Origin of the sequence: Nonomuraea sp. NPDC050153 (genome assembly GCF_044460125.1) — a bacterium.
Classification (GTDB): domain Bacteria; phylum Actinomycetota; class Actinomycetes; order Streptosporangiales; family Streptosporangiaceae; genus Nonomuraea.
This window is the reverse complement of the sequence record NZ_JBITJQ010000051.1, coordinates 40981-65999: the sequence shown is the minus strand read 5'-3', so window position 1 is coordinate 65999 and position 25019 is coordinate 40981. Positions and strand designations below refer to the sequence as shown.

Genomic DNA, 25019 nt, shown 5'->3' with positions numbered 1-25019 from the left:
CGGTAAGCCGTATGCGGGAAAACCGCACGTACGGAATTGAAAGGGGGATGGGGAACCGGGCCTTCACGGCACCGCGCCCCTGACTACCAATGGACATCGATCCACGGCGGCTGCGGATCTTGCACGAGGTCGCCCGCCGCGGCGGCGTGATGCGGGCCGCCGAAGCGCTCTATCTGACCCCCTCCGCCGTCTCCCAGCAGCTCGCCCAGCTCGAACGCGAGGTCGGGCTGGCCCTCATCGACCGCTCCCAGCGCAGCGTCTCCCTCACCCCGGCCGGGCGCGTGCTCGCCGGTTACGCCGAGCGCGTGGAGGAGGAGCTGCTGGAGGCCAGGCGCGAGCTCACCCGGTTCACCGAGCGCCTGGCCGGGCCGGTGCGCATCGCGGCCTTCCCCACGGTCATCAGGCACATGCTGGTGCCCGCCATGCGCGACCTGGCCGTGCGCCATCCCAAGATCACCCCGGTCATCCACGAGATCTACGGCCAGCCCGCGCTGCAGGAAATGCGGATGGGCGCGGTGGACGTGCTCATCACCGAGCAGGACATGGGCGTGCCCGGCCTGTCGCAGCCGTCGCTGAGCACGCGGCTGCTCTACGTGGACGAATACCGCGTCGTGCTGCCACCCGGCTGGCCGGACCCGGATTCGGTCGCCGAGCTGCTGGGGTTGCCGTGGGTGGCCAGCGAGCCGAACCAGGCGTGCGGGCAGGCTCTGGAGCGGCTGGCGGGGCTGCACGGGATCGAGCCGCGCAAGGTGCACGTCATCACGGAGTTCGGGCCCACGCTGTCGCTGGTGGCCGCCGGGCACGGGGTGGCGATCGTGCCCGCGCTGGCCCTGCTGGACGTGCCCGAGGGCGAGGTGCGGGTGAGCGAGGTGCGTGAGGTGGGCTCGCGCAGGCTGGACGCCGTCACGCGGGTGAGCCGGACCAGGTCGGGGGAGCCCGACCCCGTGCAGGCCGTGGTGATCGGCGCGATCGAGGAGGCCACGGCGGCGCTGGGGGCGTCGCTGAGCGGGCGCCTGCACAGCCCCGCCGGCCCCGCCAGTGCCGCAGAACGTGCCGCCGAACCAGGGCGGTCGGGCCCCTAGTCGGTCAGTTGGGGGCCGCTGACCTTGTCGAGCAGGCGGGCCAGGCGCTCGCGCAGGCCGGGGCGGCGCTCGGGCTCTCCGGCCGCCGTGCTCACCAGGTGCTGCGCCCCGTCGAAGGTCACCAGCCCGTCCCGAGGCACCTCGATCGAGTCGTGCGCCAGCCCGGTCAGCTCCCGGTCGCCGCCCCCGATGGCCAGGATGGTCGCGCCCGTGCGCCGGGCGTCGTCGACGCGTTCGAGCAGCGGCACCGGCGCCTCCCGCTCGGCCAGCACGAACAGCGTCTCGCCCCGGGCCGCCTGCTCCAGCCGCTCGATGCCGACGCGCAGGTGGGCGGGCGCGTCGGCGGGCGGCGTCCAGCGCACCAGCGTGGGCGTGAGCTGCGCCAGCCCGGAGAACCTGGCCTCGTCGGCGAGGTGCGCGGTCAGGTGCCAGGGCTCGTCGTCGGGAGTGCCCACCAGCAGCAGGCCGCCGGGCGAGCGGGTGGCGCGCAGGGCGACGCCCAGTTCGCGGGCGCGTTCGAGCCAGCCGGTCTCGGCCAGGAGCTCACGCAGCAGGGCCACCGATCCTGAGTCCATGTCCCCATGGTGCCTGACGTGCCCCCGCGGGGTGGCTGATTCGGGAGTGATGTGTTGACACCAGCCGAGTTTCCCCGTCATTTCGGGCCTTGACAGGAGGTTACTCCCGGGTAACGATCGGCTCGCGGCGCCGCCGTCCCAAGTATGTGGTCCTCACGGAGAGGGGCGGCACATGTCCTTACGTGTCCGCGTCAGCATGTCCCTGGTCCTGTTATCGATCATGTCCCTCATCACGACCCCGGCCCGCGCGGCGGCTCCGGGAGACGTGGTCTCCGCCCAGCCCACCACCGTCTACCTCCTGCCGGGCAAACTCCTGGAGGTCCCGGTCAACGCCTGGCACCTCCTCTACAACTCCACGTCCGCCACCGGCGCGCTCAACACCGTGTCGGGGACGCTGCTCGTGCCCAAGAGCGGCTACCCGCTCGGCGCGCGCCCCATCGTCGGGTACGCCGTCGGCACCCACGGGCTCGGCGACCAGTGCGCCCCCTCGGCCAGCATGAGCCAGGGCAAGGAGGCCGAGCTCGCGCTGGTGAGCCTGTTCCTGCTCAAGGGGTACGCGGTGGCCATCACCGACTACGAGGGGCTCGGCACGCCCGGGCCGCACACGTACATGGCCGGGATCTCGCAGGGGCACGCCGTGCTCGACTCGATCAGGGCCGCCACCCGCGTGTCCGGGGCGGGGCTGTCGAACCGGGCGCCCGTCGCCGTCATGGGCTACTCCCAGGGCGGCGCGTCGGCCGGGTGGGCGGCGCAGCTGCAGCCCTCGTACGCGCCCGAGCTGCGGCTCAAGGGCGTCGCGGCCGGAGGCGTGCCCGCTGACCTGCACGCGGTCGCGGACCACCTGGACGGCGGGACCGACTTCGGGCTGGCGGCGGCGGCCGGGGTCGGGCTGGACGCGGCCTACCCCGAGCTGAACCTGCGGGCGGACCTCAACGACCGCGGCCGCGCCCTGCTCTCCGACGCGGCCGACGACTGCGTGGGCGACCTCGGCAAGCTCGCCGGGCTGAGCTTCTCCGACCTGAGCCCGATCGACCTGCTCAACCAGCCGAAGTGGCTGGTCCGGCTCGGGGAGAACCGTCTGGGCGCCGCGGCTCCGCGGGTGCCCATGTTCCTGTACCACGCGCGGGGGGACCAGATCATCCCGCTCTCCGTGGGCTCGACGCTGCGGTCCGAGTACTGCCGGGCCGGGGTGAACGTCCGGTGGACCGCGCTGCCCGCGCCGGACCACGTCACGGGGGCCATCGAAGGAGGGCCGCTGGCCATCGAGTGGCTGGCCCTGCGGATCCTCGGGCTGCCCGCCCTCGGCAACTGCTAGCTCATAGGGCGGCCGGGCCCGCGCGACCGGGCCCGGCCACCCCCTGGCGGGCGCGCCGCGGCCGAGCTGGCATGATCTGGCGTATGACAGACGTGAGCGGGCTTTCCATCGGCATCCTCGGCGGCACCGGTGACCAGGGGAAGGGGCTGGCGCGGCGGTTCGCGCTGGCGGGGCACCGGGTGCTGATCGGGTCGCGCAGCGAGCAGCGCGCCCAGGACGCGGCCGGTGACATCGGGTCGGGCGCGACCGGGGGCGCGAACGCCGCCGTCGCCGCCGAGGCCGACATCGTGATCGTGGCGGTGCCGTACGAGGGGCACAAGGCGCTGCTGGAGTCCCTGCGGGCCGAGCTGACCGGGAAGATCGTGGTCGACTGCGTGAACCCGCTCGGGTTCGACAAGCAGGGCGCCTACGCGCTGCCGGTGGAGGAGGGCAGCGCGGCGCAGCAGGCGGCCGCGGTGCTGACCGAGAGCCGGGTGGTGGCCGCGTTCCACCACGTGTCGGCGGTCCTGCTGATGGACCCGGCCGTGGAGAAGGTGGACCTCGACGTGCTGGTGCTCGGCGACGACCGCGAGGCCACCGACACGGTGCAGGCGCTGGCCGAGGTCATCCCGGGCGTGCGCGGGGTGTACGGGGGGCGGCTGCGCAACTCGCACCAGATCGAGGCGCTCACCGCGAACATCATCTCCGTGAACCGCCGCTACAAGGCCCACGCCGGGCTCCGCATCACCGACATCTGACCCGGGGCCGGTCGCACTTCGGCCAGGTCCCTTTGGGAACCCCCTCGGGTCGGCCGGCGCGCTGCGTGCCGTTGGCCGCTGGACTCGCGCGGACAGCCAGGCAGCGTGAGCCGGGAATCCCCGCCTTCGGGCGGGGAGCGGTCAAGACTTGCGCGAGAGCTTGAGCAGCGCGTCCGCGACCCCCTCGGGGTCGACGAGCTGGTGCAGGTGCAGGCCGGGCAGGCGGGTCACGGGCCAGCCCCGCCGCGCGGCCTCCTCGGCGACCCGCTCGTACGGCGGCCCGAACCACAGGCACGAGCACCTGACGTCGTCCCACCCGGCGGGCACCGGGACGGCCTGGGTGTAGTAGTCGAGCGGCAGCCGCGGCTGCTCGGCCGCCACCCTGATGCGCACGGCGGGATCGGGCAGCATGGCCACCACGTCCTCCTCGTCCCACCAGTCGGTCCAGCGCGGCAGCACGCCGTCGGGCCCGGCCAGGTCGTGCAGGAACGGCAGGAAGCCCTCCTCCGCGGTCCTGACCAACCCCTCGCGCGGCGGGATGTGCGCGTCGGCGAAGACGCACGCCACCACCCGCTCGCCCAGCCCCTCCTTGATCAACGGCAGGAAGAACCCGGCGTTGCTGTGCCCGGCCAGAACGACGGGCGTGTCAGGCGTGACCGCGCGCACCGCCTCGACCACGCGCGGCCAGTACGGCGGGCCGCCCGCCGCGACGCCGGTCAGGTCGGGCACCACGGCCGCGTGTCCGCGGCGTTCCAGCGACTCGGCCACGGGAGCCCAGGTCGACGGCCCGACGGAAGGGCTGTGCACGAGTACGAACGTCGTCTGCATAGACCCACACTGTCAGACGATCAGGGTGTGGCGGGAGGCCGGGTGATCGGTGCCGTCGAAGACCGCCCAGGCCGCGGCCAGGTTGTTCACCGCTCGCGAAAGCTCGTCCTCGGGGAACAGGAAGTGCAGGCGCATGCGGTCGGGGTGCCCGCCCAGCGGGTCGAACGATCTCCCCGGCGGCACCGCGACCCCGTGCCTGAGGGTCACCTGGGCGAAGGAGTCCACGTCGCCGCGCGGGATCCGCACCCAGATGGTCTGGCCGCCGAGCGCGGGCTCGAACTCCCACGACGGCAGCCGTTCACGCAGCTCGGCGCACAGGTGGTCGTGGCGCCGGCGCAACGTGCGCACGCGTGCCGCCCGTACCTCCTCCAGGCGGCGCAGCAGCGCCACGGCGGCCAGCTGGCTGAAGACCTCGCCCCCGAGGTCGTGCACGGCCCGCAGCCTGGCCAGCCGCGACACCAGCGGCGCCGCCGCGCGGATCCACCCGACCCGCAGCCCGCCCCAGACGAGCTTGCTCAGCGACCCGACGGTGATCAGGTGCTCCCCCCGCTCGAACGACGCCAGCGGCGGCGGCGTCTCGCCCGTGAAGCCGAGCTCGGCGCACACCTCGTCGTCGATCAGCGGCACGTCGTGCTCGGCGGCCAGCGCGGCCAGCCGCCGGCGGGCCGGGTTGGCCATGACCGCGCCGTCCGGGTTGCGGTTGGTGGGGACGAAGTAGGCCAGCGTGGGGCGTTCGCGCAGGTCCTCCGCCGTGCCGGGGCGGACGACGGCGGCGGCGTGCCGGAAGACCTCCAGCGCGCCCGGGTACGTCGGCGTCTCGGTCAGCACGGTGTCGCCGGCCGCCACCAGGAGCCCGGTGAGCAGGGTGAGCGCCTGCTGGGCGCCCGTCGTCACGATGATCTCCTCGGCCGTCGTCGGCACGCCGCGGCCGGTGTAGTAGGCGGCCAGCGCGGCACGCAGGGCCGGGTTGCCCGCCGGCTGGTAACCCAGCTCGCGGCCGCCGGCCAGCCGCGCGCCCGCCTCCTCGTACGCCTCGAACATCGCGGCCGGCATGTCGTGCGGCGCGGCGCACGTCAGGAGCTGCACGCCGTCCGGCGGGTGCAGGATGTGCAGCAGCAGCGGGTTGGCCGCCACGCCGTCGGCGGTCCGCGTCGCGGGCAGGTCGAGCGCGGCCACCCGGGTGCCGCTGCCCTGGCGGCGCACCACGCGGCCCTCCTGCTGCAGCAGGTCGTACGCGGCCACCACGGTGCCCCGGCCCACCGCGAGCCGTCTGGCCAGCGCCCGGTCCGGCGGGAGCGCCTGGCCGGGCGGCAGCACGCCGTCGTCGATGAGCGCCCGCAGCCGGGCCGCGAGCAGCAGGTAGAGCGGGCCGCGGCCCGACGCCCAGCGGCCCAGGAGATCGACGAGGTCGCCGTCGGCGAGATTGGCCCCATTCATGGACCAATTCTGCCGTATTGGCTCTGACGTCGGACCGTTTCGCGGGAGATCCTTGACGTATGACCGAATCTCGTCCCCCTGAGCTTCGTCCAGAGACGCGCGCCGTCCACCTGCCGCAGCCCGTCGTCGAGGGCAGCCGGCCGATCACGGTGCCGATCTACCAGACCTCCGGATTCATCTTCGACGACCCCGCCGTGATGGCCGACGCGATGGGCCGGGCCGACGGGCCGTTCGTGTACGGGCGTTACACCAACCCCACCGTCCGCTCCCTGGAGCAGGCCGTCTCCGGGCTGGAGGGCGGGGTGGGGGCCATCGCCACGGGCTCGGGCATGGGCGCGATCAACACCGTCCTGCTCGGCCTGCTCAAGCCCGGCGACCACCTCATCGCGCAGAAGGCCCTGTACGGCGGGACCGCTGCCATGATCAACGACCTGGTGGGCAGGTTCGGGATCACGGTGACGTACGTGCCCGAGAACGACCCCGCGGCCCTGCGATCCGCCGTCCGCCCCGAGACCAGGCTCGTCTACCTGGAGACGATCAGCAACCCGATGACGCTGGTCGCCGACCTGCCCGGGATGTGCGCGGCGGCCCGCGAGCTGGGGATCCTGACCGTGGTGGACAACACGTTCGCCACGGCCCTGCTCTGCCGGCCCATCGAGCACGGGGCGGACATCGTCGTACACTCCACCACCAAATACCTGTCCGGCCACACCGACGTGGTGGGCGGGCTCGCCGTCTTCGCCTCCGCCGACCTCTACGAGAAGGTGTGGCACTTCGCGATCGAGCTCGGCGCCTCCGCGGACCCCTTCGCGGCCTGGCTGTCGCTGCGCGGGCTGCAGACGCTCGCGCTGCGCATGGAACGCCACTGCTCCAACGCCCGCCTCCTCGCCACCCGCCTGGCCTCCCACCCCGCCGTCACCGCCGTGCACTGGCCGGGGCTGGCCACGCACCCCTCCCACGAGCTGGCCGGGAAGCTGCTGTCCGACTTCGGCGGGGTGCTCTCGTTCGACCTCGCCGGCGGGCGGTCGGCGGGGGAGAGGTTCATGAGCTCCGTACGTCTCATGCTCCTGGCCCCCTCGCTGGGCGGCGTGGAGACGCTCGTGCTGCACCCGGCCACGACGTCCCACCGCTCGCTCAACGCCGAGGAGCTGGCCAGGAACGGGATCGGCGAGGGCACCGTACGCATCGCCGTGGGCATCGAGCACCCCGAGGACCTGTGGGCCGACGTGTCGCAGGCGCTGGCATAGTGGCCGGTGTGGATTACTCGGATGTGCTGGCCGCGGCCAGTCGTATCGACGGGCTCGTGCTGCGCACGCCGGTGCTGGAGGTCTCGCCCGGGGTCTTCTTCAAGCTGGAGCTGCTGCAGCACTCGGGGTCGTTCAAGGTCCGCGGGGCCTTCAACCGGATGTTGTCGGCGGGGGAGCTGCCGCCCAGCGGGGTGATCGCCGCCAGCGGCGGCAACCACGGGCTGGCCGTCGCCTACGCGGCGCGGGAGCTGGGGGTGCGGGCGGAGATCTTCGTGCCCGAGGTGACGAGCCCGGTGAAGGTCGCCGGGCTCGCGGCGCTGGGGGCTCACGTCACGCAGACCGGGGCCATCTACTCCGCCGCCGCCGAGGCCGCCGCCAAGCGCGCCGCGGAGACGGGGGCGTTGCCGGTGCACGCCTACGACCAGGCCGAGGTGGTGGCGGGGCAGGGGACCACCGGGCTGGAGATCGTCGAGCAGACGGGTGGCGTGGACACGGTGGTGGTCGCCGTCGGCGGGGGCGGCTTCGCCGCCGGCGTCACGCTGGGCACCTCGGCCACCCCCGGGACCGCACCCGGGGCCGGGCCCGGAAGGGCGTCCGGGGGTGGGGCCGGGCCGCGGATCGTCGCGGTCGAGCCCGAGCGGATCCCGACCCTGCGCGAGGCGCTGAAGGCGGGTCATCCGGTGCCCGTCGAGGTGAGCGGGGTGGCCGCCGACGCGCTGGGCGCCACCAAGATCGGCGCTATCGCGTTCGAGATCCTCTCCTCGCCTCGGGTGGAGAGCGTGCTGGTGAGCGACGAGGCGATCGTGGAGGCCCGGCGTACCCTCTGGGCGCGGCACCGGGTGGCGGCCGAGCCCGCGGGCGCGACGGCGTACGCGGCCCTGCTGGCCGGCGCGTACACGCCGGCTCCTGGGGAGCGGGTGGCCGTGGTGCTGTGCGGCTCCAACACCGACCCCGGCACCCTCACCACCCCCTGACCCGCGCCCGCCGCCCCGGACGCCCCGGCCCCGAGCGCCTGGTCCGACCGTGAGGTGGCCGTACCGGCGCGGGGGCCGGATCGCCGGTCGCCGTCAGTTGTAGGTGTGCTCAGCGGCCGGGAAGGCGCCCGTCGTCACGTCGTCGGCGAAGGCGCGGACCGCGCGGTCCATCTCGGCGGCCAGGTCCGCGTAGCGCTTGACGAACCGGGGGGGACGCGGCGTGAGCCCCATCAGGTCCTGCCACACCAGAACCTGCGCGTCCGTCCCGGCGCCCGCGCCGATGCCGATGGTCGGGATCGTCAGCGACGCCGTCACCCGCTCCGCCAGGTCCGCCGGCACGCACTCGAGCACCACCGAGAACGCCCCCGCCCGCTCCAGGTCCTTGGCGTCCGCCATGAGCTCGTCGCCCGACTGGCCGCGCCCCTGGACGCGGTAGCCGCCCAGGACGTTCACGGACTGCGGGGTCAGCCCGAGGTGCGCCATGACCGGGACCCCGGCCGAGACCAGCGCCTCCACCTGCGGCACGACGCGGCGGCCGCCCTCCAGCTTGACGGCGTGCGCGCCGGCCTCCTTCATGAAGCGAGCGGCCGATTCCAGCGCCTGCTGGGGGGAGGCCTGGTACGACCCGAACGGCAGATCCGCGACCACCAGCGCCCGGGACGAGCCGCGCACGACGGCCGCCGTCAGGGGCAGGAGATCGTCGACCGTGACGGGGATCGTGGAGTCGTACCCGTAGACGACCATGGCCGCCGAGTCGCCCACCAGCAGGACGGGGATGCCCGCGCCGTCGAAGACCCTGGCCGTCATCGCGTCGTAGGCGGTGACCATGGGCCACCGCTCTCCGCGCTCCTTGGCGGCGCTGAGGTCGCGAACGGTGACCCGGCGCCCGGCGACGCCCCCGTACAGCGTGGTTGAAGAGGACATGTGTGAACCCTCCAGAAAACGTCTCGAGGCGCCCCAGTGGCGTCCCCGGACTCCTTCCGATGATGTCACGGGCCGTCACGGCCGGAAATCCTGTGGCGAAACTGTCGGTGCCTCTTGCCAGAATCGGCGGGGAGGTTGATAACGACATGGCTCTCGCCCCTTACCGACGACTGCTCAAGATCCCGGGCGTCCCCACGTTGCTGCTGGTGGGGCTGCTGGCGCGGATTCCGTCCACGGCCATGGGCATGACGCTCACCCTGCACGTCGCAGTGGCGCTCGACCTGGGATACGGCAAGGCCGGGCTGGTCACCATGGCCAACACCATCGGCATGGCGATCGGCTCGCCGTTGTCGGGGAGGTTCGTCGACCGGCACGGTTTGCGTCCCGTGCTCATCGTCACGACCGTGGCGCAGGCGGTGTTCTGGGCGTGCGCGTGGGCGCTGCCGTTCCCGGTCCTGGTCGGGACGGCGACCGTGGCGGGGCTGCTGGCGTTGCCGGTGTTCAGCGTGACCAGGCAGTGCCTGGCCGCCCTGGTGCCGGTGCCCCAGCGGCGCAGTGCGTTCGCGCTCGACTCGATGGTGGTCGAGCTGTCGTACATGGCCGGTCCCGCGCTCGCGGTGGCGGGCCTGACGACGCTGGGCAGCCGCGTGACGATGACGGTCATCTGCGTCGGCACGGCGGTCGCGGGCCTGGCCCTGATCGTGCTCAACCCGCCCACCCGCTCGCCCGACGAGCTGGAGGCCCAGTCGATCAAGGTGCCCAGGCGGCAGTGGCTGACGCCCGGGTTCGTGGCGCTGCTCGGGACGGCGGCGGCGGCCACGTTCGTGCTCACGGCCACGGAGCTGTCCCTGGTCGCGACCATGAACAACGCCGGCCAGACCCAGTGGGTCGGCCTCGCCGTCGCCATCTGGTGCGTCTACTCCCTCATCGGCGGCTTCGTGTACGGCGGGCTGTCGCGCGGCTTCTCGCCCTTGGTGCTCATCGCCTCCATGGGCCTGCTCACGATCCCCGTGAGCCTGGTGAGCGGGTGGCAGTGGCTGGTCGTGATGCTCATCCCGGCGGGCCTCCTCTGCGCGCCGGCGCTGTCGGCCACGGTCGACGTGCTGTCCCGGTGGGTGCCTTCCGCCGCGCGGGGCGAGGCGATGGGCTTCCACGGCACGGCCCTGCTGATCGGCGGCGCGAGCTCGGCCCCCATCGCGGGGGCCGTGATCGACGGAAGCGGGCCGGCCTGGGCGTTCGTGCTGGCGGGGGTGGTGGGAGTGGCCATGGTGCTCGCCGCCGCTCCCTTCTGGCCCCGCCGCCCCGCCGAGGCCCTTCCCTCGACCGCCCCTTCGGCCACGGCCGCCCCGGCACTCGCCGAGCCTCCCCCGGCACCGGTCGAGGCCCCTTGACCCGGTGACCGGTCCTCCGGCTCGCTCTGGTGGGGGAGGCCGGTCACGGTGGCCGTGCGGGGGCGTTGGGCGGAGTTAACCCAGGGTTTACGAAACGGGACCGTTGCGTATCGGAATATCTTGCGATACGGTGTCGTTGCGAAACTCGCACGTATCGAAATTGGGGGGCTCTCCATGAAAGAGGTAGTCGTGGACCCGCACGCGGGCCATCCACGCCGGTGGGGGATCCTCGGCGTCCTGGTGTTCAGCCTGCTGGCCGTCGTGCTGGACAACACCATCCTCAACGTGGCGATGAAGACCATCGCCGACAAGACGGTCGGTTTGGGGGCGACGCAGAGCGAGCTGGAGTGGGCGATCAACTCCTACACGCTGGTGTTCGCCGGGTTGCTGTTCACGTTCGGGGTGATCGGTGACCGAACGGGACGCAAGCGGATGTTGTTCATCGGCATGGCGTTGTTCGGGCTGGCCTCGCTCGCCAGCGCCTACTCGCAGGATCCGATGCAGTTGATCCTGGCGAGGGCGGCGATGGGCATCGGCGGGGCGGCGATCATGCCGGCGACCCTGGCGATCATCTCCAACGTCTTCCCGCCCGGTGAGCGGGGCAAGGCGATCGGCGTGTGGGCCGGCGGCGTGGGGCTCGCCGTGGCGATCGGGCCCATCACGGGCGGCCTGCTGATCCAGCACTTCTGGTGGGGTTCGGTCTTCCTGATCAACGTGCCGATCGTGATCGTCGCCATGATCCTCATCGCGACCTTCGTGCCGGAGTCGCGTGACCCGAAGCCGTCCAAGCTGGACCCGGTCGGTGTGCTGCTGTCGATCATCGGGTTGGTGGCCGTGGTGTACGGCATCATCCGCGGCGGCGGCCTCGGCACCGTGTTCAGCGCGGAGGTCCTGGTGCCGACGCTGCTCGGGCTGGTGGTGCTGGGCGCGTTCGTCTGGTGGGAGCGGCGCATCGACCACCCCATCTTCGACGTCCGCAACTTCGGCAACGTCCGCTTCAGCTCGGCCATCGGCATGATGGGCATCGTCTTCTTCGCGATGATGGGCGGGATGTTCTTCCTGACCTTCTACCTGCAGACGGTGCTGGGCTTCTCGCCGGTGCAGGCGGGGGCGCTGATGATCCCGTTCGCCGCCGCGCAGCTCATCTTCGCGCCGCTCAGCCAGCGGGTGAACGAGCGGTTCGGCGCCAAGCTGTCGGCCACCGTGAGCATGATCGTGGTGACGGGGGCCCTGGCCAGCTACGCGCTCATGGACCAGGACACGCCGATCGTGCTGATCGAGGTCATCTTCTTCGTCCAGGGCGCCGCGATGGCCAACATCATGCCGCCCGCGACCACCGCCATCATGGAGTCGCTGCCCAGGGAGAAGGCCGGTGTCGGCTCGGCCATGAGCAACACCGTCCGCCAGGTCGCCGGCGCGCTGGGCGTGGCCGTGCTCGGCTCGGTGCTGTCGTCCAACTACCGCGGCGAGATCACGCCCTCGCTGGCCGGACTGCCCGCCGACGTCCAGCACACCGCGGGCGAGTCGATCGTCCAGACGATGGGCGTCGCCCAGGAGCTCGGTGAGAGGGGCCAGGCGCTGATCAAGCCCGCGTTCGCCGCGTTCGTCGACGGGATGCACGTCACGGCCCTGGTGTCGGCGCTGATCGCGCTGGTCGGCGTCGCCGTGGTGGCGAAGTGGATGCCGGGCAAGGCACGCCCGGTCACGCAGGCGGAGCAGAAAGAGCCGGCTGTGGTTTGACAACCTCCCCCGTCTGGAACGGTAGGCGGGGGATCCCGAACGATCTCGAGCGGAGAGGAGGAGAGGTTGAGGTTCGCGGCGCACCGGCCCGGGCGACCTGCTCAGCCGTTCCGCGTTTCCTCCCCCTCTCACGGGAACGAAGCATGTAGTTGTACGGTGAGGCAGCGATGACGATCCAGGAATCAGGGACCGCCCGTCCGGCAGGGCGCCCGCGCAGCGAAAAGGCCGAAAAGGCGATCATCGAGGCCACCCTCGATCTGATCGGCGAGGGCATGGGAGTCTCCGAGCTGTCCATCGAGGCCATCGCGTCGAGGGCGGGCGTCGGCAAGACGACGATCTACCGGCGCTGGTCCAACAAGGAGGACCTGGTCGTCGACGCCCTCGCCACGCTCAAGGCCCCGGTGCCCGCGCTCACGGGCACGTCCGTGCGCGACGACCTGATCGCCCTGCTCGACGCGATGCGCAGGGAGTCGGGCGTGGCCCGCAACCGCTGCGTGATGAACATCGCGATGAACGAGGCCGATCGGCACCCGCAGCTGATGGACCGGTTCGTCAAGCGGGCCATCGAGCCTCGGCGGCAGGCGCTGCGCGCCGTGATCGAGCGCGGCATCGCCACCGGCGAGCTCCGCTCCGACCTGGACGTCTCCATGGGCATGGCCCTCCTCAGCGGCACCATGCTCTGGCACACCAAATGGGCTCCGGCCGGTGACCTCGACCCGGACCTCGCCGAACGCGTCGTGGACGTCGTTCTGGAAGGAATGGCCCCCTGACGGCCACCGGTCCTCGGGGCTGACGACTCCCGGCGGAGGCGTGTTTTCGGCCGCCTCCGCCGGGCCTTGCCGGGGCGGCGAGGTTCAGCCTCTGGTCGGTCGTGCGTTGTGCGAATGTGGATCTCGGGCGGCATTGACTCGCCCGATGAGCACCGCGGTGATGTTGTCGTGGCCTCCCGCGTCCAACGCGAGCCCGATCAACCCCCGTGCGTCCGCCAGCAGGTCGCCCTGTGACCGCAGGGAGTCCAGCCCGGGAAGGTACCGCCACAAGCCGTCGGTGCACAGCAGCAGGCGGCCCGGCCCCGGGGGACGGTAGCTGCGGATGCGCGGATCCGGCTCGCCGGCGTCGGCGCCCAGCCAGGCGGAGAGCGCTTCGTGGGCACCCGTGTCGTCCTCGGTCAGCGCCATCCCGGCCCCCTCGTCCGGCAGCCAGTACGCGCGGCTGTCGCCGATCCAGCAGGCCCAGATCCCGCCCTGGCCGGCGACGCCCGCGACGTACGTGCAGGCCGGCGCGGCCTGGGCCGACTCGGCCAGGGCGGCGACCGCCCGGCCCGCGCGGATCGCGGCGTCGGCGAGCGCCGTCTCCGGCAGCGCGCCCGCCCGTAGCCGTGCCGCCAGGGTGGACGCGCCCGTGTCGGCCGCGATCCGGGCGGCGCGCTCGGAGCGGGGCGACATGGACACGCCATCGCACACCACGCCGATCGTCCACGTGCCGTCCCCGGCCAGCGCCATCGCGTCGGCGTTGACACCGCGCCGCAGCCCGCGGTCGCTGACCCCGGCCCCGCCGGCTGTCGTGATCTCCAGGTGCGAGCGGAAGGCCGGTTGGGCCTGGCCGCAGTCCCAGCAATGGCCGTCCGGGGCCACGGCGCCGCCGCCGCAGAGGGCGCAGTGAGTCTGAGTCGTCATCTCTCCCCAATGGTGGCAGAGCGCGGCGATCCCGGCGCTGTAGTTTGGGCGCACCGGGAGGGGGACAGGCGATGGCGGACGGGGTGACGGCGGACGGGGTGACGGCGGACGGGGCTACGGCGGCGGAGCTGCTGGCCGCGGCGCGGGGCGGGGACGACGTGGCGTTCGGGCGGCTGGTCGGGCCGTTGCGGGACGAGCTGCGGGCCCACTGCTACCGGATGCTGGGGTCCGTCCACGACGCCGAGGACGCCGTGCAGGACACGCTGGACCGGGCGTGGCGGAGCCTGGCGCGGTTCGAGGACCGCGGGTCGATCAGACCGTGGCTGTACAAGATCGCGACGAACAGGTCGCTGACGCTCATCGAACGCCGGGGCCGCCGCGAGCTGCCCGCCGACCTCGACCCGGCCGGTGGCGAGGTGGCCTGGCTGGAGCCGTACCCGGACAGTCTGATGGCGTGGACGGCGGAGCTGGGGCCCGAGGCGCGGGTGGTGGCGCGGGAGAGCGTGGAGCTGGCGTTCGTGGCGGCGCTGCAGCACCTGTCGGCCGTGCAGCGGGCCGTGCTGCTGCTGCGCGACGTCCTCGGGTATGCCGCCCGCGAGGTCGCCGACCTGCTGGACACCACGGTCGCGGCGGTCAACAGCGCCCTCCAGCGGGCCAGGAGGAACCTCGCCGAACTGCTCCCCCCGAGCACCCAGCGGCAGACCCTCGACGAGCTGGGCGAGGCGGGGGGCCGGGAGCTGGCCCGCCGGTACGCGGCCGCCTGGGAGGCCGGTGACGTGGACGCCATCGTGGCCATGCTGGCCGAGGACGCGAAGTACTCGATGCCGCCGCTGGCAGTCTGGTTCGAGGGACACGACGGGATCCGGGAGTTCCTGCTCGGCGGGCCGCTCAGGCATCGCTGGCGGTTCCTGCCCGCGCGGGCCAACGGGCAGCTGGCGTTCGGCACGTACATGTGGGACGACCAGCGGGCGGCCTACCTGCCGGCGGGGCTGGACCTGCTGGTGGTGCGGGGTGGGCGGGTGGCGGAGGTCGTGGCGTTCCTGGAGGCCGGGTTCGCCGATTTCGGGCTTCCTGCGGAGGCGCGATGAGTTTCGGGATCCGCCCGGGTTGTACGTCCGGAACGACGGCATCGACCCCGGAAGGACCTCGCCCATGTCCACGAACGAAGACCAGATCCGTGACCTGATCCTGCGCTGGGCCGAGGCGGTGCACCGCGGCGACCTGGACGCGGTGCTCGCGGACCACGCCGCGGACATCGTGATGTTCGACGTGCCGCAGGACGTCCGCGGCATCGAGGCGTACGAGAAGGCCTGGCCGCCGTTCTTCGAGTGGCAGGCGCAGGGGGCGGCGTTCGAGATCGAGTCGCTGGACGTCGTCGCAGGTGACGACGTCGCCTTCGCGTACGCGCTGCTGCGCTGCGGCATGCCCGCCGACGACGACCGGCGCCTGCGGCTGACGCTCGGCCTGCGCAAGGAGGGCGGCCGGTGGGTCGTCGCGCACGAGCACCACTCGTTCCCGATCGCCGACGACGGGGCTGCCGCGCGGGAGGTGCGGCGGGTCCACGAGCGGTGGTACGAGGGCACCGCGGCCAAGGACCTCGACGGCATGATGGCCGCCATCGCCGACGACGTCGTCTCGTACGAGCACGAGGCGCCGCTCGCGTACGTGGGCGTGGAGGCGGTGCGGCAGGTCTGCGCGCGCGGCCTCGACGAGGGGCCCGACGTCCGTTTCGACGTGCCTGACCTGAAGGTCCTGGCCAGGGAGGACCTCGCGGTCGCGTGGGGGCTGAACCGGGTCCGCGTGGGCGGTGCCGCCGGGACGTGGTCGCGGGGGACGCGGGTGTTCGAGCGGCGGAACGGCTCGTGGGTGATGATCCACCAGCACGTCTCCTACCCGTACGACCCGGCCACGGGCGAGGCGCGCACCGACCTGGGCCCGCGCTAGGCGCCCGGCCGGACGGTGGCGAGCAGGGTGTCGAGGGCATGCTGGGACGTCTGGAGCCGCTCGATCGTCTCGGCGATGCGCTCGCGCTCCTTCCGCAGATTGCTCAGCATGCCCGGGCACGCCGTCGGCACCATCCGGTCGCCGTCGTCGTGGACGCAGGGCAGCAGGAGGGCGATGACGGTCGTCGGGAGCCCGGCGGCGAGCATCGTACGGATGTGGCGCACCGACGCCACGTCCGGTTCGCCGTACTCGCGGTAGCCGTTGGGCAGCCGCACCGGCCGCAGCAGCCCCTGCTCCTCGTAGTAGCGCAGCAGCCGCCTGCTCACCCCGGTGCGGCGGGCCAGGTCTCCGATCCTCATATGCTCCTTGACCTTCACATCGATGTGACGCCTTAGCTTCCGATCACAAGCTTCCGACAACAACAACGGAGAGGAGCCGATGATGCCTGGAGCCGTGATCATCGGAGCGGGGCCGGGGATCGGCCGGTCCGTGGCCCGGCGGTTCGCGAGGGAGGGGCTGCGGGTCGCGGTCGTCTCGCGTAGCGGCACGACGCTCGATCTGGTCGGGGTGCTCGCGTACAAGGCGGACAGCACCGACGAGGCCCAGCTCAAGGCGGCCCTCGACGCGGCCGCCGCCGAGCTGGGCACCCCGGACGCCGTCGTCTACAACGCCGCGCTCATCCGGCCGGACACGCCGGGCGAGGCGACCGTGCGGGCCCAGCTGGACGCCTGGGCCGTGAACGTGGTGGGGGCGCTCATCGCGGCCGCGCACGTGGCTCCCGCGATGGCCCGGCGCGGCAGCGGATCGTTCCTCATCACCGGGGGGATGCCCGAGCCCAAGGCCCGGTACGTCAGCCTCTCGCTCGGCAAGGCGGGCGTGCGGACGCTGGTGGCGCTGCTCGACCAGGAGTATGGGCCCTCGGGGGTGCACGTGGCCGGCGTCACCGTGGCCGGGCCGGTCGCGCCCGGCACCGCCTTCGACCCCGACGACATCGCCGAGCACTACTGGCGCCTGCACACCCAGCCCCGGGAACAGTGGGAACGGGAGGTCCGCTACGACGGTACCGGGGCGTGACCCGCGGGTGTGAGCTTCCAGAGCCGGCCGATGGCGCGGAGCCCCAGCCGCTCGGCCACCCGCTGGGAGGAGCGGTTGCCGGCGCTCGTGCTGTAGAACAGGTGGAGCCCCGGCAGTAGGCCGGCCCAGGCGGCGGTGGTCGCCGCCGCGTATCCGCGGCCCCGGAAGGCGGGCGACGTCCAGGTGCCGGCCTCGGCTCCCTCGGGGGTCAGCCGGGCGCTGTGGCAGATCGCGGCCACCTGCCCGTCCTCGACGATCATCGCCCAGGGCGCGCCCGCGCCACCGGCGACGAGCTCGTCCCACTCCTCGGGCTCCCAGTTCGGAGGCCGCGGCGGGCGTGCGCGTGCGGCGTGCGACGGATCGTCCGACCTGAGGACCTCGGCCGGCGCCTCGAACGGCAGCGGCGGCCGCACCAGATAGCACGGCCCTCCGGACACCGTCCGCCCGCCGCCCAGCAGGGTGTCGCACCGCGCCAGGGCGTCCGGCGGCTCGCCCGGGGGCGGCGGGGCGCTCCGGGAGACGAGGTCCAGGAGGCGCGCGGCGAGCGGGTCGGGCACGTCGGCGCAGACCGCGGCGGTCATGCCGTCGGCCGCCACGCCGATCACCACCTCCTCCGGCCCCGGCAGGCGGCCCCGGGAGTCGAGACGCCAGATGACGCCCAGCTCGACGGCGAGCAGGCCGACGGTCATGACCCCACCAGCGTGAACGCGGCGCTCGCGGCCACCCTGCCGTTGACGATCACGTCGAGCTCCCTGGCGCCCGGTGGCTCGTCGCGGGTGGTGACCGGGCGGAAGGAATGGCTCTTGCGCACGGTGAACGTCGTGCCGGGCCCCGCCGCCTCCCGCCGGCCCAGGTGGAACACCCGGCGCGAACCCGCCCGCCGGATCGCGTACTTGAGCAGCACCGGCCCCGGCGCGCCCGCCGTGACCGTGACGGCGAAGGCCAGCTTCCCGCCGACGGCCACCGCGTCGGACTCCAGGGCCAGCACGTCGACCGCGCCGCTGCCCGGGGTGACGCCCACCAGCGCCAGCGCCTCGGGGTGGCCGGAGCGCAGCAGCCCGCGCACCGCGTGGCGCAGCACCTTCTCCACGTGCGAGCCGCCGTCGGAACGCCATCGGGCCAGCAGCCCCAGCGCCACCTCCGGGTGGTCCTTGGCCAGGTCGTTGACGTGGTTGGCGACCGAGCGGCGGACGTATTCGCTCGGGTCGTCGCGCAGCCGGTCGAGCAGCGGCAGGGTCGGCCCGGGCGCCATCAGCCAGCGCACCCGGGCGCCCCACGGCAGCCGCGGTCGCGACCCCTCGGAGGCCAGGCGGCGCAGATGCTCGTCAGGGGACTCCGCCCAGCCGTACATGATCTTGAGGGCGTCGTCGCGGTGGTGCTCCAGGTAGGGCCGCACGGCGAACTCGCCCGTGGCGTACGGCGTGAGCACGGCCAGCGTGCCCATCCCCGCCTCCAGGTGGCCGAGCCCCTGGGCGGCCGTGTGATCGGTGGCCGGCCAGCCGCTCCACATGTCCAGCGCGACCCGCGAGGCGCACTCGCGGACGACCTCCGCGGCCTGCGGGTAGGGGAGCGGCAGCGCGTCGTGCAGGGCCGCGGCGACATGCCTGACGCGGTCCTTGAGCTCCAGCCCGTCGAGCCCGGCCAGGGCGCGCGCGACGAAGGCGGCCCGCGGGAACGGCGCCCATGAGGCGGCCAGCCCGTCGGCCAGCACGGAGACGGAGCCGGCGTTGATCAGGTCCTTGAGCGGTTGAGGCACGCGCCCACTCTGCCAGCCGCCACCGACAATCCCTCAGCCCTGCTGGGACAGCCCGAGGAAGTGCGCCTGCATCGACGGGTAGTAGTCGTCGAAGTGCGGCGTCGGGGAGCCGTCGCGGGCGGCCACGAGCATGTCGAGGTAGTACTCCCAGCCGGGCCCGATCTCGCCGATCATGTCCTCGGTGTCGAGATGGTGGACGAACCGCAGCTCCGTCGTGCCGTCATGCTCCTCCAGCAGCAGCTCGATCCGCCAGGCCCCGGACTCGTCGAGAGAGGACACGGCCAGCCGCTTCGGCGGTTCGCACGCCTCGATGCGCATTTCGTACCAGGGGGACTGCTCCTCGAACACCAACCGCACCTTGATCGTCTGGCCGGGCGCGCCGTGGCCCTCCCAGGGGCCGAACCAGCGGGCGGTGCGGTCGGGCTCGGTGATGCTGGCCCACACGTCCTCGGCGGGCGCGCGGAACGTCCGGCTGAGAACGAGGTCGCTGCCCTCGCTCGTCCTGAACAGCCGGCCGGTGGGGAAACGGGTCATGCCGTCCTTTCCTCTCTGCTCCCGGTCCTTGTGCCCGAGCCGCGCTCGCGGCGCGTCCGGTAGACCTCGGTCTCCAGCGCGTCCAGGCGATGCTCCCACCCGGAGGGCCGTTCGAACTGGGCGAGCCAGGCGATGAGCTCGCCGAACGGCTCGGGGTCGAGCGTGTAGAAGCGCTGCCTGCCGATCAGCTCCGCGTGAACCAGCCCGCTCTGCCGGAGCACCCGCAGGTGCCGGCTCACGGCGGGCCGGCTGATGGCGAACCGCTCGGCGACCTCTCCTGCCGACAGCCGTCCGTCCTTGAGCATCACCAGGATCCGCCGCCGAACCGGGTCCGCGATCACCCCTGCCACCTCGTCCACGGCAAAAGCGTAACCTATGGGTTACGCGTTCGCCAACCGTTTCCTCCCGTTCCCGGACGGCTCCCGCTCGCGAGGGTGGGCGGGTCGAGGGTGGAGGCGACGGCGCCGGGCGCGCCTGCCATGGCGGCCGGGCAACCGGCCCCGAGCGCCAGCCCCAGGAGCGATCCGGACCAGGGACACCGGGGGAGTGCAGCCGACCGGGAAACCGGCAGTGCCCCGGGCTCCACCGTTCACGAGCATCGCCGCGCCGGCTCGCGGCCCTGTCGCCTGACGGCTGTCAGACCGCCCGGGCGATGCAGATGCGTGCGTTCAGCCGCGGCCCTGCCTCGTAGAACATGTACTCCACGCCGTCCTGGGTGCCGAACGACGGCGCCGCCACCCTGCCGTTGTCCGAGGGGATCGGGGAGTGGAAGACGCCGAGGTGCGTCTCCCTGTCGAACGCGTTGCCGACCTCGGTGATCCGCATCCTGCCGTCGTTGCCGTGATAGGCCACGTAGGTGGTTCCGTTGCGTTTGACGAGGGTCGGGCCGGAGATGTCGGTCACGCCGTCGGGTTCGGGGTTCACCAGCGGGGTCGCGCTGAACTGCCAGCCGTCCCAGCCGTTGGGCGACCAGCCGTAGAAGATGCGGCGGCCGTTGCGCAGCCCCATGAAGATCATCACGTACTTGTTGTCACGTCCGGGCAGCGCATGCTCGAAGACCCGCGCGTAGGAGGTCTCGGAGGTGCCGGGCACCAGGCGGGTGCTGAGGATCGGGGTCTCGTCGGTGAAGGTGACGCCGTCGGTGGAGCGGGCCACGCGCGTGGTGAAGTTCTCGCCGTGGAAGTAGCAGAAGAACTGCCGGGTGGAGGCGTCCCAGGTCACGTGGGGTGAGGACACGTGTGAGACCGTGGTGGTCGGCAGGCGGTTGTCGATGATCGGGTTGCCCGAGTAGTCGTCGAAGGGGCCCGCCAGGGAATTGGCGAAGGCCACGCAGATGCCGCCCGGGTCCTCATGCGGGGCGTAGTAGAGGTAATAGCGCGCTCGGGGATTGCTGAGCTTGTCGTACACCCCTCTGATGCAGGGGAAGATGAACTCCCCCGTCGGGTTGTGGCTGAGCGGCAGGGCCAGCGCGTCGCGCAGATACCGGTAGGTCGGCATCCCGGCCGGGCCCGCCGCCGCGTTCGCGGCCGGTCCGAGGCCCAGGCGTGTGGCCGGGCCCGCTGTTGCGCTCGCGGCCGGTCCGAGGCCCAGGCCTGCGGCCATGCCCGCCGCCGCGCCCAGTAACAAGGTCCGCCGTCGGATCAATGGGTGGGGAGCGTCCACGTCCTCTCCTTCACGCTGCGTCGCGGTGCGGATTCACACGCTCTCCCTCGGTCGAACGCCGCGTCAAGATGCTAATACGAATTAACTCGGGAAAATCCACTCTTGACAGCACGCGGCGCCATGCGAAAGATGGGGCCCTACCAACTCGCTAATGCGCATTAACGAATCAGGGGAGAACACAGACGGTGACTGGCCCGGGCCGACGTCTCACACAGCAGGACATCGCCAAGATGGCCGGCGTGAGCCAGACGATGGTGTCCCTCGTGCTCAACAAGCGCGGCGACGCCGCGGTGCGGATCTCCCCCGAGACCCGCGAAAGGGTCCTGCGGGTGATCAAGGAGACCGGCTACGTGGCCGATCCCGCCGCGCGACGGCTCGCCGAGGGGCGTAACCGCATCCTCGGCGTGTTCACCTACGAGGCGGTCTTCCCCACCGAGAGCGCCGACTTCTACCACCCGTTCCTGGGCGGCATCGAGGAGTGCGCCGAGGAGATCGGCTGCGACCTGCTGCTGTTCACCAGCGCCAGGGCGGTCTCGGGGGCGCGAAGGAAAATCTTCAACGAGGAGAGCCGCGTGCGGCTGGCCGACGGCTGCCTGCTGCTCGGCCGTACGGTCGACCGTGACGACCTGGCCCGGCTGCTGGCGGAGGGGATCCCGTTCGTCTCCGTCGGCCGCCGCGACGACGCGGGCGGGCCGGTGCCGTACGTGGGGGCCGACTACCCGTCGGCGGTCCGGGCACTGGTCGAGCGGGCGGTGGCCCTCGGCCATCGGCGTCTGGCCTACGTCGGGGCGGGCACGGGCGGCGAGTCCAGGGCCGACCGCCTGCGCGGGTTCCACGAGGGTGTGGCGGCGGGCGGCGCCGACGGCCGCCACCTCCCGCCCGAGGCGCCCCTGGAGGCCCTGGTCGCGGCCGGGGTGACGGCGGTCTTCGTCGAGGAGTACGCCGACTGCGTCGCGCTCGCCGCAGCGGCCGGGGAGCGCGACATGGAGATTCCCCGCGACCTGTCCATCCTCACTCTGGGCGCGTTCACCCGGCCGGTCCAGGCCGACACCGACTTCACGGGATTCCGCATCCCCAGGCGCGAGATGGGCCACAGAGCCGTGAAACTGCTGGCCGAAGTGCTGGAGACCGGCGGGAGCCCACAAGAACTGCTCCCTTGCGAGCTGATCGCCGGCAGCACGCTGGCTCCGGCACCCGGAATGTGACAGGAGATCCCCACGTGGTTGAGATTTCGGCAGACGCGGCCATCGTCGGCGGCGGGCTGGGCGGCGTCGCCGCCGCGCTGGCCCTGCTGCGGGCCGGCCGCACGGTGGTCCTCACGGAGGAGCACGACTGGCTCGGTGGCCAGCTCACCAGCCAGGCCGTCCCGCCCGACGAGCACTCCTGGGTGGAGCGGTTCGGTGTCACGGCGAGCTACCGGACCCTGCGCGACGGCATCCGGCGCTACTACCGCGACCACTACCCGCTCACCGGACGGGCGCGGGCGCAGCGGGAGTTCAACCCGGGAGCCGGTCACGTGAGCCGCCTGTGCCACGAGCCCAGGGTCGCGGTCGCGGTGATCGAGGCGATGCTCGCCCCCTATCGGGGCTCGGGGCGGTTACGGGTGCTGCAGCCGTACCGGCCGGTGGGCGCGGAGGTGGACGGCGACCGCGTCACCTTGGTACGGCTGGCGCATCGCGACGATGACGCCGAGCAGGTCGTGCTGCGCGCGCCGTACGTGCTGGACGCGACCGAGACCGGCGAACTGCTGCCCCTGACAGGCACCGAGTACGTCACCGGATTCGAGTCGCAGTCCGAGACGGGCGAGCCGAGCGCGCCCGCCGAGGCGCAACCGCTGAACATGCAGGCCGTCTCCGTCTGCTTCGCGGTCGACCACGTCGACGGCGACCACACGATCGACCGGCCCGCCTCCTACGACTTCTGGCGGGCCTACGAGCCGCCCTTCTGGGGCGACAAGCTGCTGTCGTGGCGGTGCCCGAACCCGCGCACCCTCGCGATCATGGAACGTTCCTTCACGCCCAATCCCGACGACGACCCCCAGCTCGTCGAGGCCGACCAGCGCGTCAACCCGGGCGACGCCAACCTGTGGACCTTCCGCAGGATCGCCGCGCGCCGCAACTTCACGCAGGGCGCGTACGCCAGCGACATCACCCTCGTCAACTGGCCGATGATCGACTACCTGGAGGGCCCGGTCATCGACGTGCCGGACGCCGGCCGGCACCTGGCGGCCGCCCGCGAGCTGTCCCTGTCGGTGCTGTACTGGCTGCAGACCGAGGCCCCCCGCCACGACGGCGGCACCGGATACCCGGGCCTTCGCCTGCGCGGCGACGTCACCGGCGGCGCCGACGGGCTCGCCCAGGCGCCCTACATCCGCGAGTCCCGGCGTGTCCGGGCCCTGACCACCGTCACCGAACAGGACCTGTCCGTGGCGGTCCGCGGCGACAAGGGCGCCGTCTCGTATCACGACTCCGTGGGCGTGGGCATGTACCGCATCGACCTGCACCCGTCGACCGGCGGCGACAACTACATCGACGTCGCCTGTTCCCCGTTCGAGATCCCTCTCGGGGCGCTGGTCCCGCGGCGGATGACCAACCTGCTGCCCGCCGGCAAGAACATCGGCACCACCCACATCACCAACGGCGCCTACCGCCTGCATCCGGTGGAGTGGAACGTCGGCGAGGCGGCCGGCGCGCTCGCCGCCTTCTGCCTGGACCACGCCACCACGCCGCACGCCGTGCGCGCGAACGACCGGCTCCTGGCCGACTTCCAGCACCGGCTCGTGCGCGACGGCGTGGAGCTGCGCTGGCCCGACGTCACCGGTTACTGAAGCCGTCATCGACGCCAGAAGGAGAACCCCCCATGAAAGCATCCGGGAAGCTGGCGGCCCTCTCGCTGACCGCCCTCCTCGTGGCCACCGCCTGCGGCGACGGCGGCACCACCGAGGCCGCGCAGGGCCCGCAGCCGCTGCGCATGTCGATCTGGACCTCCAACGAGGCCCACCTGAAGCTGTTCAACGAGATCGCCGCCGAGTACCGCAAGTCCCACCCGCAGGTCGGTGCGATCACCTTCGACCCCATCCCGTTCGAGAACTACACGACCACGCTGACCACGCAGATCGCCGGCGGCAACGCCCCCGACCTGGCGTGGATCCTGGAGAACTCCGCCCCGGACTTCGTCGGCTCCGGCGCCCTCGTCCCGCTCAAGAGCAAGATCGAGAACGCGGCCGAGCTGGTCCCGGCCGCCACCCGGCTGTGGGAGCGCGACGGAGAGCTGTACGCCTACCCGTTCTCCACCTCGCCCTTCGGCGTCTTCGTCAACACCGACCTGGTCAAGGCCGCGGGCCAGAAGACGCCGCGCGAGCTGATGAAGGCCGGCCAGTGGGACTGGGAGCACGCCAACGAGATCAACAAGGCCGTCGCGGCGAAGGGCAAGAACGGCCTGACCATCCTCAACTTCGACTACAAGGCCTGGGACAACCTCGCCACCGTCTGGCAGGGCTGGGGCGCCAAGGCATGGAGCGACGACGGCGCCACCTGCCAGTTCAACGCGCCCGAGATGGTCGAGGCCATGACGTTCACGCACAAGGCGATCTTCACCGACAAGTCCATGCCGGGGCCGGGCACCGCCGTCGACTTCTTCTCCGGCGACACCGCGATGGCCGTCGCCCAGATCTCCCGCGCCGCCATGCTGAAGGACGCGACCTTCAAGTGGGACCTGGTGCCGCTGCCCGCCGGGCCGAAGGGCGAGTACGCGGTCATCGGCCAGGCCGGGATCGGCGTGCTGAAGAAGTCGCCGAGGGCCCAGCAGGCCACCGACTTCCTCGCCTACTTCGCCAACGCCGCCAACTCCGCCAAGCTCGCCGCGTACTTCCCGCCCGCCCGCAGTTCACTGCTGACCGCCGACACCATGGCCAAGACCAGCCCCATGCTGAACGGCGACCAGCTCCAGAAGGTAGTGATCGACGGCATCGAGAAGGGCGTGGTCAAGCCCAGCCACAAGGGTCAGGCCGAGCTCGCGCAGACCACCAGGGCCGCCCTCGACCCGCTGTGGAAGCCGGACGCCGACGTCAAGGCGGTGCTGGACGGCGTGTGCGCGAAGATCCAGCCGCTGCTGGGCGGATGAC

The 25019-nt window shown here is 72.4% G+C and carries 25 protein-coding genes; 14 read left to right on the top strand and 11 right to left on the bottom strand.

The window, feature by feature from the left end; genetic code table 11:
* Positions 1–89: 89 nt before the first annotated feature.
* Positions 90–1082 carry a LysR family transcriptional regulator gene (locus ACIBQ1_RS57840; RefSeq protein WP_397291805.1) on the top strand — a complete coding sequence of 331 codons (993 nt, stop codon included), beginning with the start codon at positions 90–92 and terminating at the stop codon, positions 1080–1082.
* On the opposite strand, the gene ACIBQ1_RS57835 is transcribed toward ACIBQ1_RS57840, so the two are convergent.
* Entirely contained in the window at positions 1079–1657 is a 579-nt protein-coding gene (locus tag ACIBQ1_RS57835; protein WP_397291803.1) for a hypothetical protein, read from the bottom strand. The two genes, ACIBQ1_RS57840 and ACIBQ1_RS57835, sit on opposite strands and share 4 nt — an antisense overlap.
* A 172-nt stretch (positions 1658–1829) precedes the next feature.
* Here ACIBQ1_RS57835 and ACIBQ1_RS57830 point away from each other — a divergent pair, with 172 nt between their 5' ends.
* Entirely contained in the window at positions 1830–2972 is a 1143-nt protein-coding gene (locus ACIBQ1_RS57830; protein ID WP_397291802.1) for a lipase family protein, read from the top strand.
* Between the two features lie 83 nt (positions 2973–3055).
* Positions 3056–3709 (top strand): NADPH-dependent F420 reductase, encoded by a 654-nt coding sequence (gene npdG, locus ACIBQ1_RS57825; RefSeq protein WP_397291801.1) that lies wholly within the window; start codon positions 3056–3058, stop codon positions 3707–3709.
* 141 nt (positions 3710–3850) lie between these two features.
* Here the strand turns inward: npdG and ACIBQ1_RS57820 are convergent, their stop codons facing one another.
* A complete protein-coding gene (locus ACIBQ1_RS57820) occupies positions 3851–4537 on the bottom strand; it encodes an alpha/beta hydrolase (RefSeq protein WP_397291800.1) in 687 nt (228 codons plus the stop codon).
* 12 nt (positions 4538–4549) lie between these two features.
* Complete coding sequence (locus ACIBQ1_RS57815; protein ID WP_397291798.1) at positions 4550–5974, bottom strand: PLP-dependent aminotransferase family protein; 1425 nt, start codon at positions 5972–5974, stop codon at positions 4550–4552.
* Positions 5975–6033: 59 nt separating this feature from the next.
* Here ACIBQ1_RS57815 and ACIBQ1_RS57810 point away from each other — a divergent pair, with 59 nt between their 5' ends.
* Together ACIBQ1_RS57810 and ACIBQ1_RS57805 are read left to right on the top strand one after the other, a co-directional pair.
* Positions 6034–7221: a trans-sulfuration enzyme family protein gene (locus ACIBQ1_RS57810; RefSeq protein WP_397291797.1), complete on the top strand. Its 1188-nt coding sequence runs from the start codon at positions 6034–6036 to the stop codon at positions 7219–7221.
* An 8-nt stretch (positions 7222–7229) separates the two neighbouring features.
* Positions 7230–8195: a serine/threonine dehydratase gene (locus ACIBQ1_RS57805; RefSeq protein ID WP_397291796.1), complete on the top strand. Its 966-nt coding sequence runs from the start codon at positions 7230–7232 to the stop codon at positions 8193–8195.
* 93 nt (positions 8196–8288) lie between these two features.
* Here ACIBQ1_RS57805 and panB read toward each other — a convergent pair whose 3' ends face one another.
* The gene (gene panB / locus ACIBQ1_RS57800) at positions 8289–9119 is read right to left on the bottom strand and encodes a 3-methyl-2-oxobutanoate hydroxymethyltransferase (RefSeq protein WP_397291795.1); all 831 of its coding nucleotides are present in this window, start codon (positions 9117–9119) and stop codon (positions 8289–8291) included.
* A gap of 146 nt (positions 9120–9265) precedes the next feature.
* On the opposite strand from panB, the gene ACIBQ1_RS57795 reads away from it, so the two are divergent.
* The 3 genes from ACIBQ1_RS57795 (at position 9266) to ACIBQ1_RS57785 (ending at position 13020) form a co-directional block, all read left to right on the top strand.
* Positions 9266–10510, top strand: coding sequence for an MFS transporter (locus ACIBQ1_RS57795; RefSeq protein ID WP_397291794.1), 1245 nt, complete (start codon positions 9266–9268; stop codon positions 10508–10510).
* A gap of 174 nt (positions 10511–10684) precedes the next feature.
* Positions 10685–12250, top strand: a complete 1566-nt coding sequence (locus tag ACIBQ1_RS57790) for an MFS transporter (protein WP_397291793.1) — start codon at positions 10685–10687, stop codon at positions 12248–12250.
* A gap of 167 nt (positions 12251–12417) precedes the next feature.
* Positions 12418–13020, top strand: coding sequence for a TetR/AcrR family transcriptional regulator (locus ACIBQ1_RS57785; RefSeq protein ID WP_397291791.1), 603 nt, complete (start codon positions 12418–12420; stop codon positions 13018–13020).
* Positions 13021–13104: 84 nt separating this feature from the next.
* On the opposite strand, the gene ACIBQ1_RS57780 is transcribed toward ACIBQ1_RS57785, so the two are convergent.
* Complete coding sequence (locus ACIBQ1_RS57780; RefSeq protein WP_397291790.1) at positions 13105–13926, bottom strand: PP2C family protein-serine/threonine phosphatase; 822 nt, start codon at positions 13924–13926, stop codon at positions 13105–13107.
* A gap of 71 nt (positions 13927–13997) precedes the next feature.
* Between ACIBQ1_RS57780 and ACIBQ1_RS57775 the strand changes: the two genes are divergently transcribed.
* Both ACIBQ1_RS57775 and ACIBQ1_RS57770 read left to right on the top strand, forming a co-directional pair.
* Positions 13998–15014 carry a sigma-70 family RNA polymerase sigma factor gene (locus ACIBQ1_RS57775; RefSeq protein WP_397291788.1) on the top strand — a complete coding sequence of 339 codons (1017 nt, stop codon included), beginning with the start codon at positions 13998–14000 and terminating at the stop codon, positions 15012–15014.
* 64 nt (positions 15015–15078) lie between these two features.
* Positions 15079–15870, top strand: coding sequence for a YybH family protein (locus ACIBQ1_RS57770; RefSeq protein ID WP_397291787.1), 792 nt, complete (start codon positions 15079–15081; stop codon positions 15868–15870).
* Here ACIBQ1_RS57770 and ACIBQ1_RS57765 read toward each other — a convergent pair.
* Positions 15867–16229, bottom strand: a complete 363-nt coding sequence (locus ACIBQ1_RS57765; RefSeq protein WP_397291786.1) for a MerR family transcriptional regulator — start codon at positions 16227–16229, stop codon at positions 15867–15869. The genes ACIBQ1_RS57770 and ACIBQ1_RS57765 overlap by 4 nt on opposite strands.
* A gap of 79 nt (positions 16230–16308) precedes the next feature.
* On the opposite strand from ACIBQ1_RS57765, the gene ACIBQ1_RS57760 reads away from it, so the two are divergent.
* Complete coding sequence (locus ACIBQ1_RS57760; RefSeq protein ID WP_397291785.1) at positions 16309–16944, top strand: SDR family NAD(P)-dependent oxidoreductase; 636 nt, start codon at positions 16309–16311, stop codon at positions 16942–16944.
* Here the strand turns inward: ACIBQ1_RS57760 and ACIBQ1_RS57755 are convergent.
* From ACIBQ1_RS57755 to ACIBQ1_RS57735, 5 genes are all read right to left on the bottom strand, one after another.
* On the bottom strand, positions 16923–17633 hold the full coding sequence (locus ACIBQ1_RS57755; RefSeq protein ID WP_397291783.1) for a GNAT family N-acetyltransferase: 711 nt from the start codon (positions 17631–17633) through the stop codon (positions 16923–16925). The two genes, ACIBQ1_RS57760 and ACIBQ1_RS57755, sit on opposite strands and share 22 nt — an antisense overlap.
* The gene (locus tag ACIBQ1_RS57750) at positions 17630–18700 is read right to left on the bottom strand and encodes a hypothetical protein (protein WP_397291782.1); all 1071 of its coding nucleotides are present in this window, start codon (positions 18698–18700) and stop codon (positions 17630–17632) included. The genes ACIBQ1_RS57755 and ACIBQ1_RS57750 overlap by 4 nt, the downstream gene beginning before the upstream one ends.
* Positions 18701–18733: 33 nt before the next feature.
* Complete coding sequence (locus ACIBQ1_RS57745; RefSeq protein ID WP_397291781.1) at positions 18734–19234, bottom strand: SRPBCC family protein; 501 nt, start codon at positions 19232–19234, stop codon at positions 18734–18736.
* A complete protein-coding gene (locus ACIBQ1_RS57740) occupies positions 19231–19593 on the bottom strand; it encodes a metalloregulator ArsR/SmtB family transcription factor (protein ID WP_397291779.1) in 363 nt (120 codons plus the stop codon). Before ACIBQ1_RS57740 ends, ACIBQ1_RS57745 begins: the two co-directional genes overlap by 4 nt.
* Positions 19594–19870: 277 nt before the next feature.
* On the bottom strand, positions 19871–20896 hold the full coding sequence (locus ACIBQ1_RS57735; RefSeq protein ID WP_397291778.1) for a hypothetical protein: 1026 nt from the start codon (positions 20894–20896) through the stop codon (positions 19871–19873).
* 185 nt (positions 20897–21081) lie between these two features.
* Between ACIBQ1_RS57735 and ACIBQ1_RS57730 the strand changes: the two genes are divergently transcribed.
* Genes ACIBQ1_RS57730 through ACIBQ1_RS57720 form a run of 3 tightly spaced genes read left to right on the top strand, consistent with a single transcriptional unit; the run spans position 21082 to position 25018 of the window.
* A complete protein-coding gene (locus tag ACIBQ1_RS57730; protein WP_397291777.1) occupies positions 21082–22101 on the top strand; it encodes a LacI family DNA-binding transcriptional regulator in 1020 nt (339 codons plus the stop codon).
* A gap of 14 nt (positions 22102–22115) precedes the next feature.
* Complete coding sequence (locus ACIBQ1_RS57725; protein ID WP_397291774.1) at positions 22116–23723, top strand: FAD-dependent oxidoreductase; 1608 nt, start codon at positions 22116–22118, stop codon at positions 23721–23723.
* Between the two features lie 32 nt (positions 23724–23755).
* On the top strand, positions 23756–25018 hold the full coding sequence (locus tag ACIBQ1_RS57720; RefSeq protein WP_397291773.1) for an ABC transporter substrate-binding protein: 1263 nt from the start codon (positions 23756–23758) through the stop codon (positions 25016–25018).
* The last annotated feature ends 1 nt before the right edge of the window (position 25019 follow it).

Bases quoted from the DNA above. Each gene is read 5' to 3' on its own strand.
- ACIBQ1_RS57840 (WP_397291805.1), top strand. From the start codon at position 90: ATGGACATCGATCCACGGCGGCTGCGGATCTTGCACGAGGTCGCCCGC.
- ACIBQ1_RS57835 (WP_397291803.1), bottom strand. From the start codon at position 1,657: ATGGACTCAGGATCGGTGGCCCTGCTGCGTGAGCTCCTGGCCGAGACC.
- ACIBQ1_RS57830 (WP_397291802.1), top strand. From the start codon at position 1,830: ATGTCCTTACGTGTCCGCGTCAGCATGTCCCTGGTCCTGTTATCGATC.
- npdG (WP_397291801.1), top strand. From the start codon at position 3,056: ATGACAGACGTGAGCGGGCTTTCCATCGGCATCCTCGGCGGCACCGGT.
- ACIBQ1_RS57820 (WP_397291800.1), bottom strand. From the start codon at position 4,537: ATGCAGACGACGTTCGTACTCGTGCACAGCCCTTCCGTCGGGCCGTCG.
- ACIBQ1_RS57815 (WP_397291798.1), bottom strand. From the start codon at position 5,974: ATGAATGGGGCCAATCTCGCCGACGGCGACCTCGTCGATCTCCTGGGC.
- ACIBQ1_RS57810 (WP_397291797.1), top strand. From the start codon at position 6,034: ATGACCGAATCTCGTCCCCCTGAGCTTCGTCCAGAGACGCGCGCCGTC.
- panB (WP_397291795.1), bottom strand. From the start codon at position 9,119: ATGTCCTCTTCAACCACGCTGTACGGGGGCGTCGCCGGGCGCCGGGTC.
- ACIBQ1_RS57795 (WP_397291794.1), top strand. From the start codon at position 9,266: ATGGCTCTCGCCCCTTACCGACGACTGCTCAAGATCCCGGGCGTCCCC.
- ACIBQ1_RS57790 (WP_397291793.1), top strand. From the start codon at position 10,685: ATGAAAGAGGTAGTCGTGGACCCGCACGCGGGCCATCCACGCCGGTGG.
- ACIBQ1_RS57785 (WP_397291791.1), top strand. From the start codon at position 12,418: ATGACGATCCAGGAATCAGGGACCGCCCGTCCGGCAGGGCGCCCGCGC.
- ACIBQ1_RS57780 (WP_397291790.1), bottom strand. From the start codon at position 13,926: ATGACGACTCAGACTCACTGCGCCCTCTGCGGCGGCGGCGCCGTGGCC.
- ACIBQ1_RS57775 (WP_397291788.1), top strand. From the start codon at position 13,998: ATGGCGGACGGGGTGACGGCGGACGGGGTGACGGCGGACGGGGCTACG.
- ACIBQ1_RS57770 (WP_397291787.1), top strand. From the start codon at position 15,079: ATGTCCACGAACGAAGACCAGATCCGTGACCTGATCCTGCGCTGGGCC.
- ACIBQ1_RS57765 (WP_397291786.1), bottom strand. From the start codon at position 16,229: ATGAGGATCGGAGACCTGGCCCGCCGCACCGGGGTGAGCAGGCGGCTG.
- ACIBQ1_RS57760 (WP_397291785.1), top strand. From the start codon at position 16,309: ATGATGCCTGGAGCCGTGATCATCGGAGCGGGGCCGGGGATCGGCCGG.
- ACIBQ1_RS57755 (WP_397291783.1), bottom strand. From the start codon at position 17,633: ATGACCGTCGGCCTGCTCGCCGTCGAGCTGGGCGTCATCTGGCGTCTC.
- ACIBQ1_RS57745 (WP_397291781.1), bottom strand. From the start codon at position 19,234: ATGACCCGTTTCCCCACCGGCCGGCTGTTCAGGACGAGCGAGGGCAGC.
- ACIBQ1_RS57720 (WP_397291773.1), top strand. From the start codon at position 23,756: ATGAAAGCATCCGGGAAGCTGGCGGCCCTCTCGCTGACCGCCCTCCTC.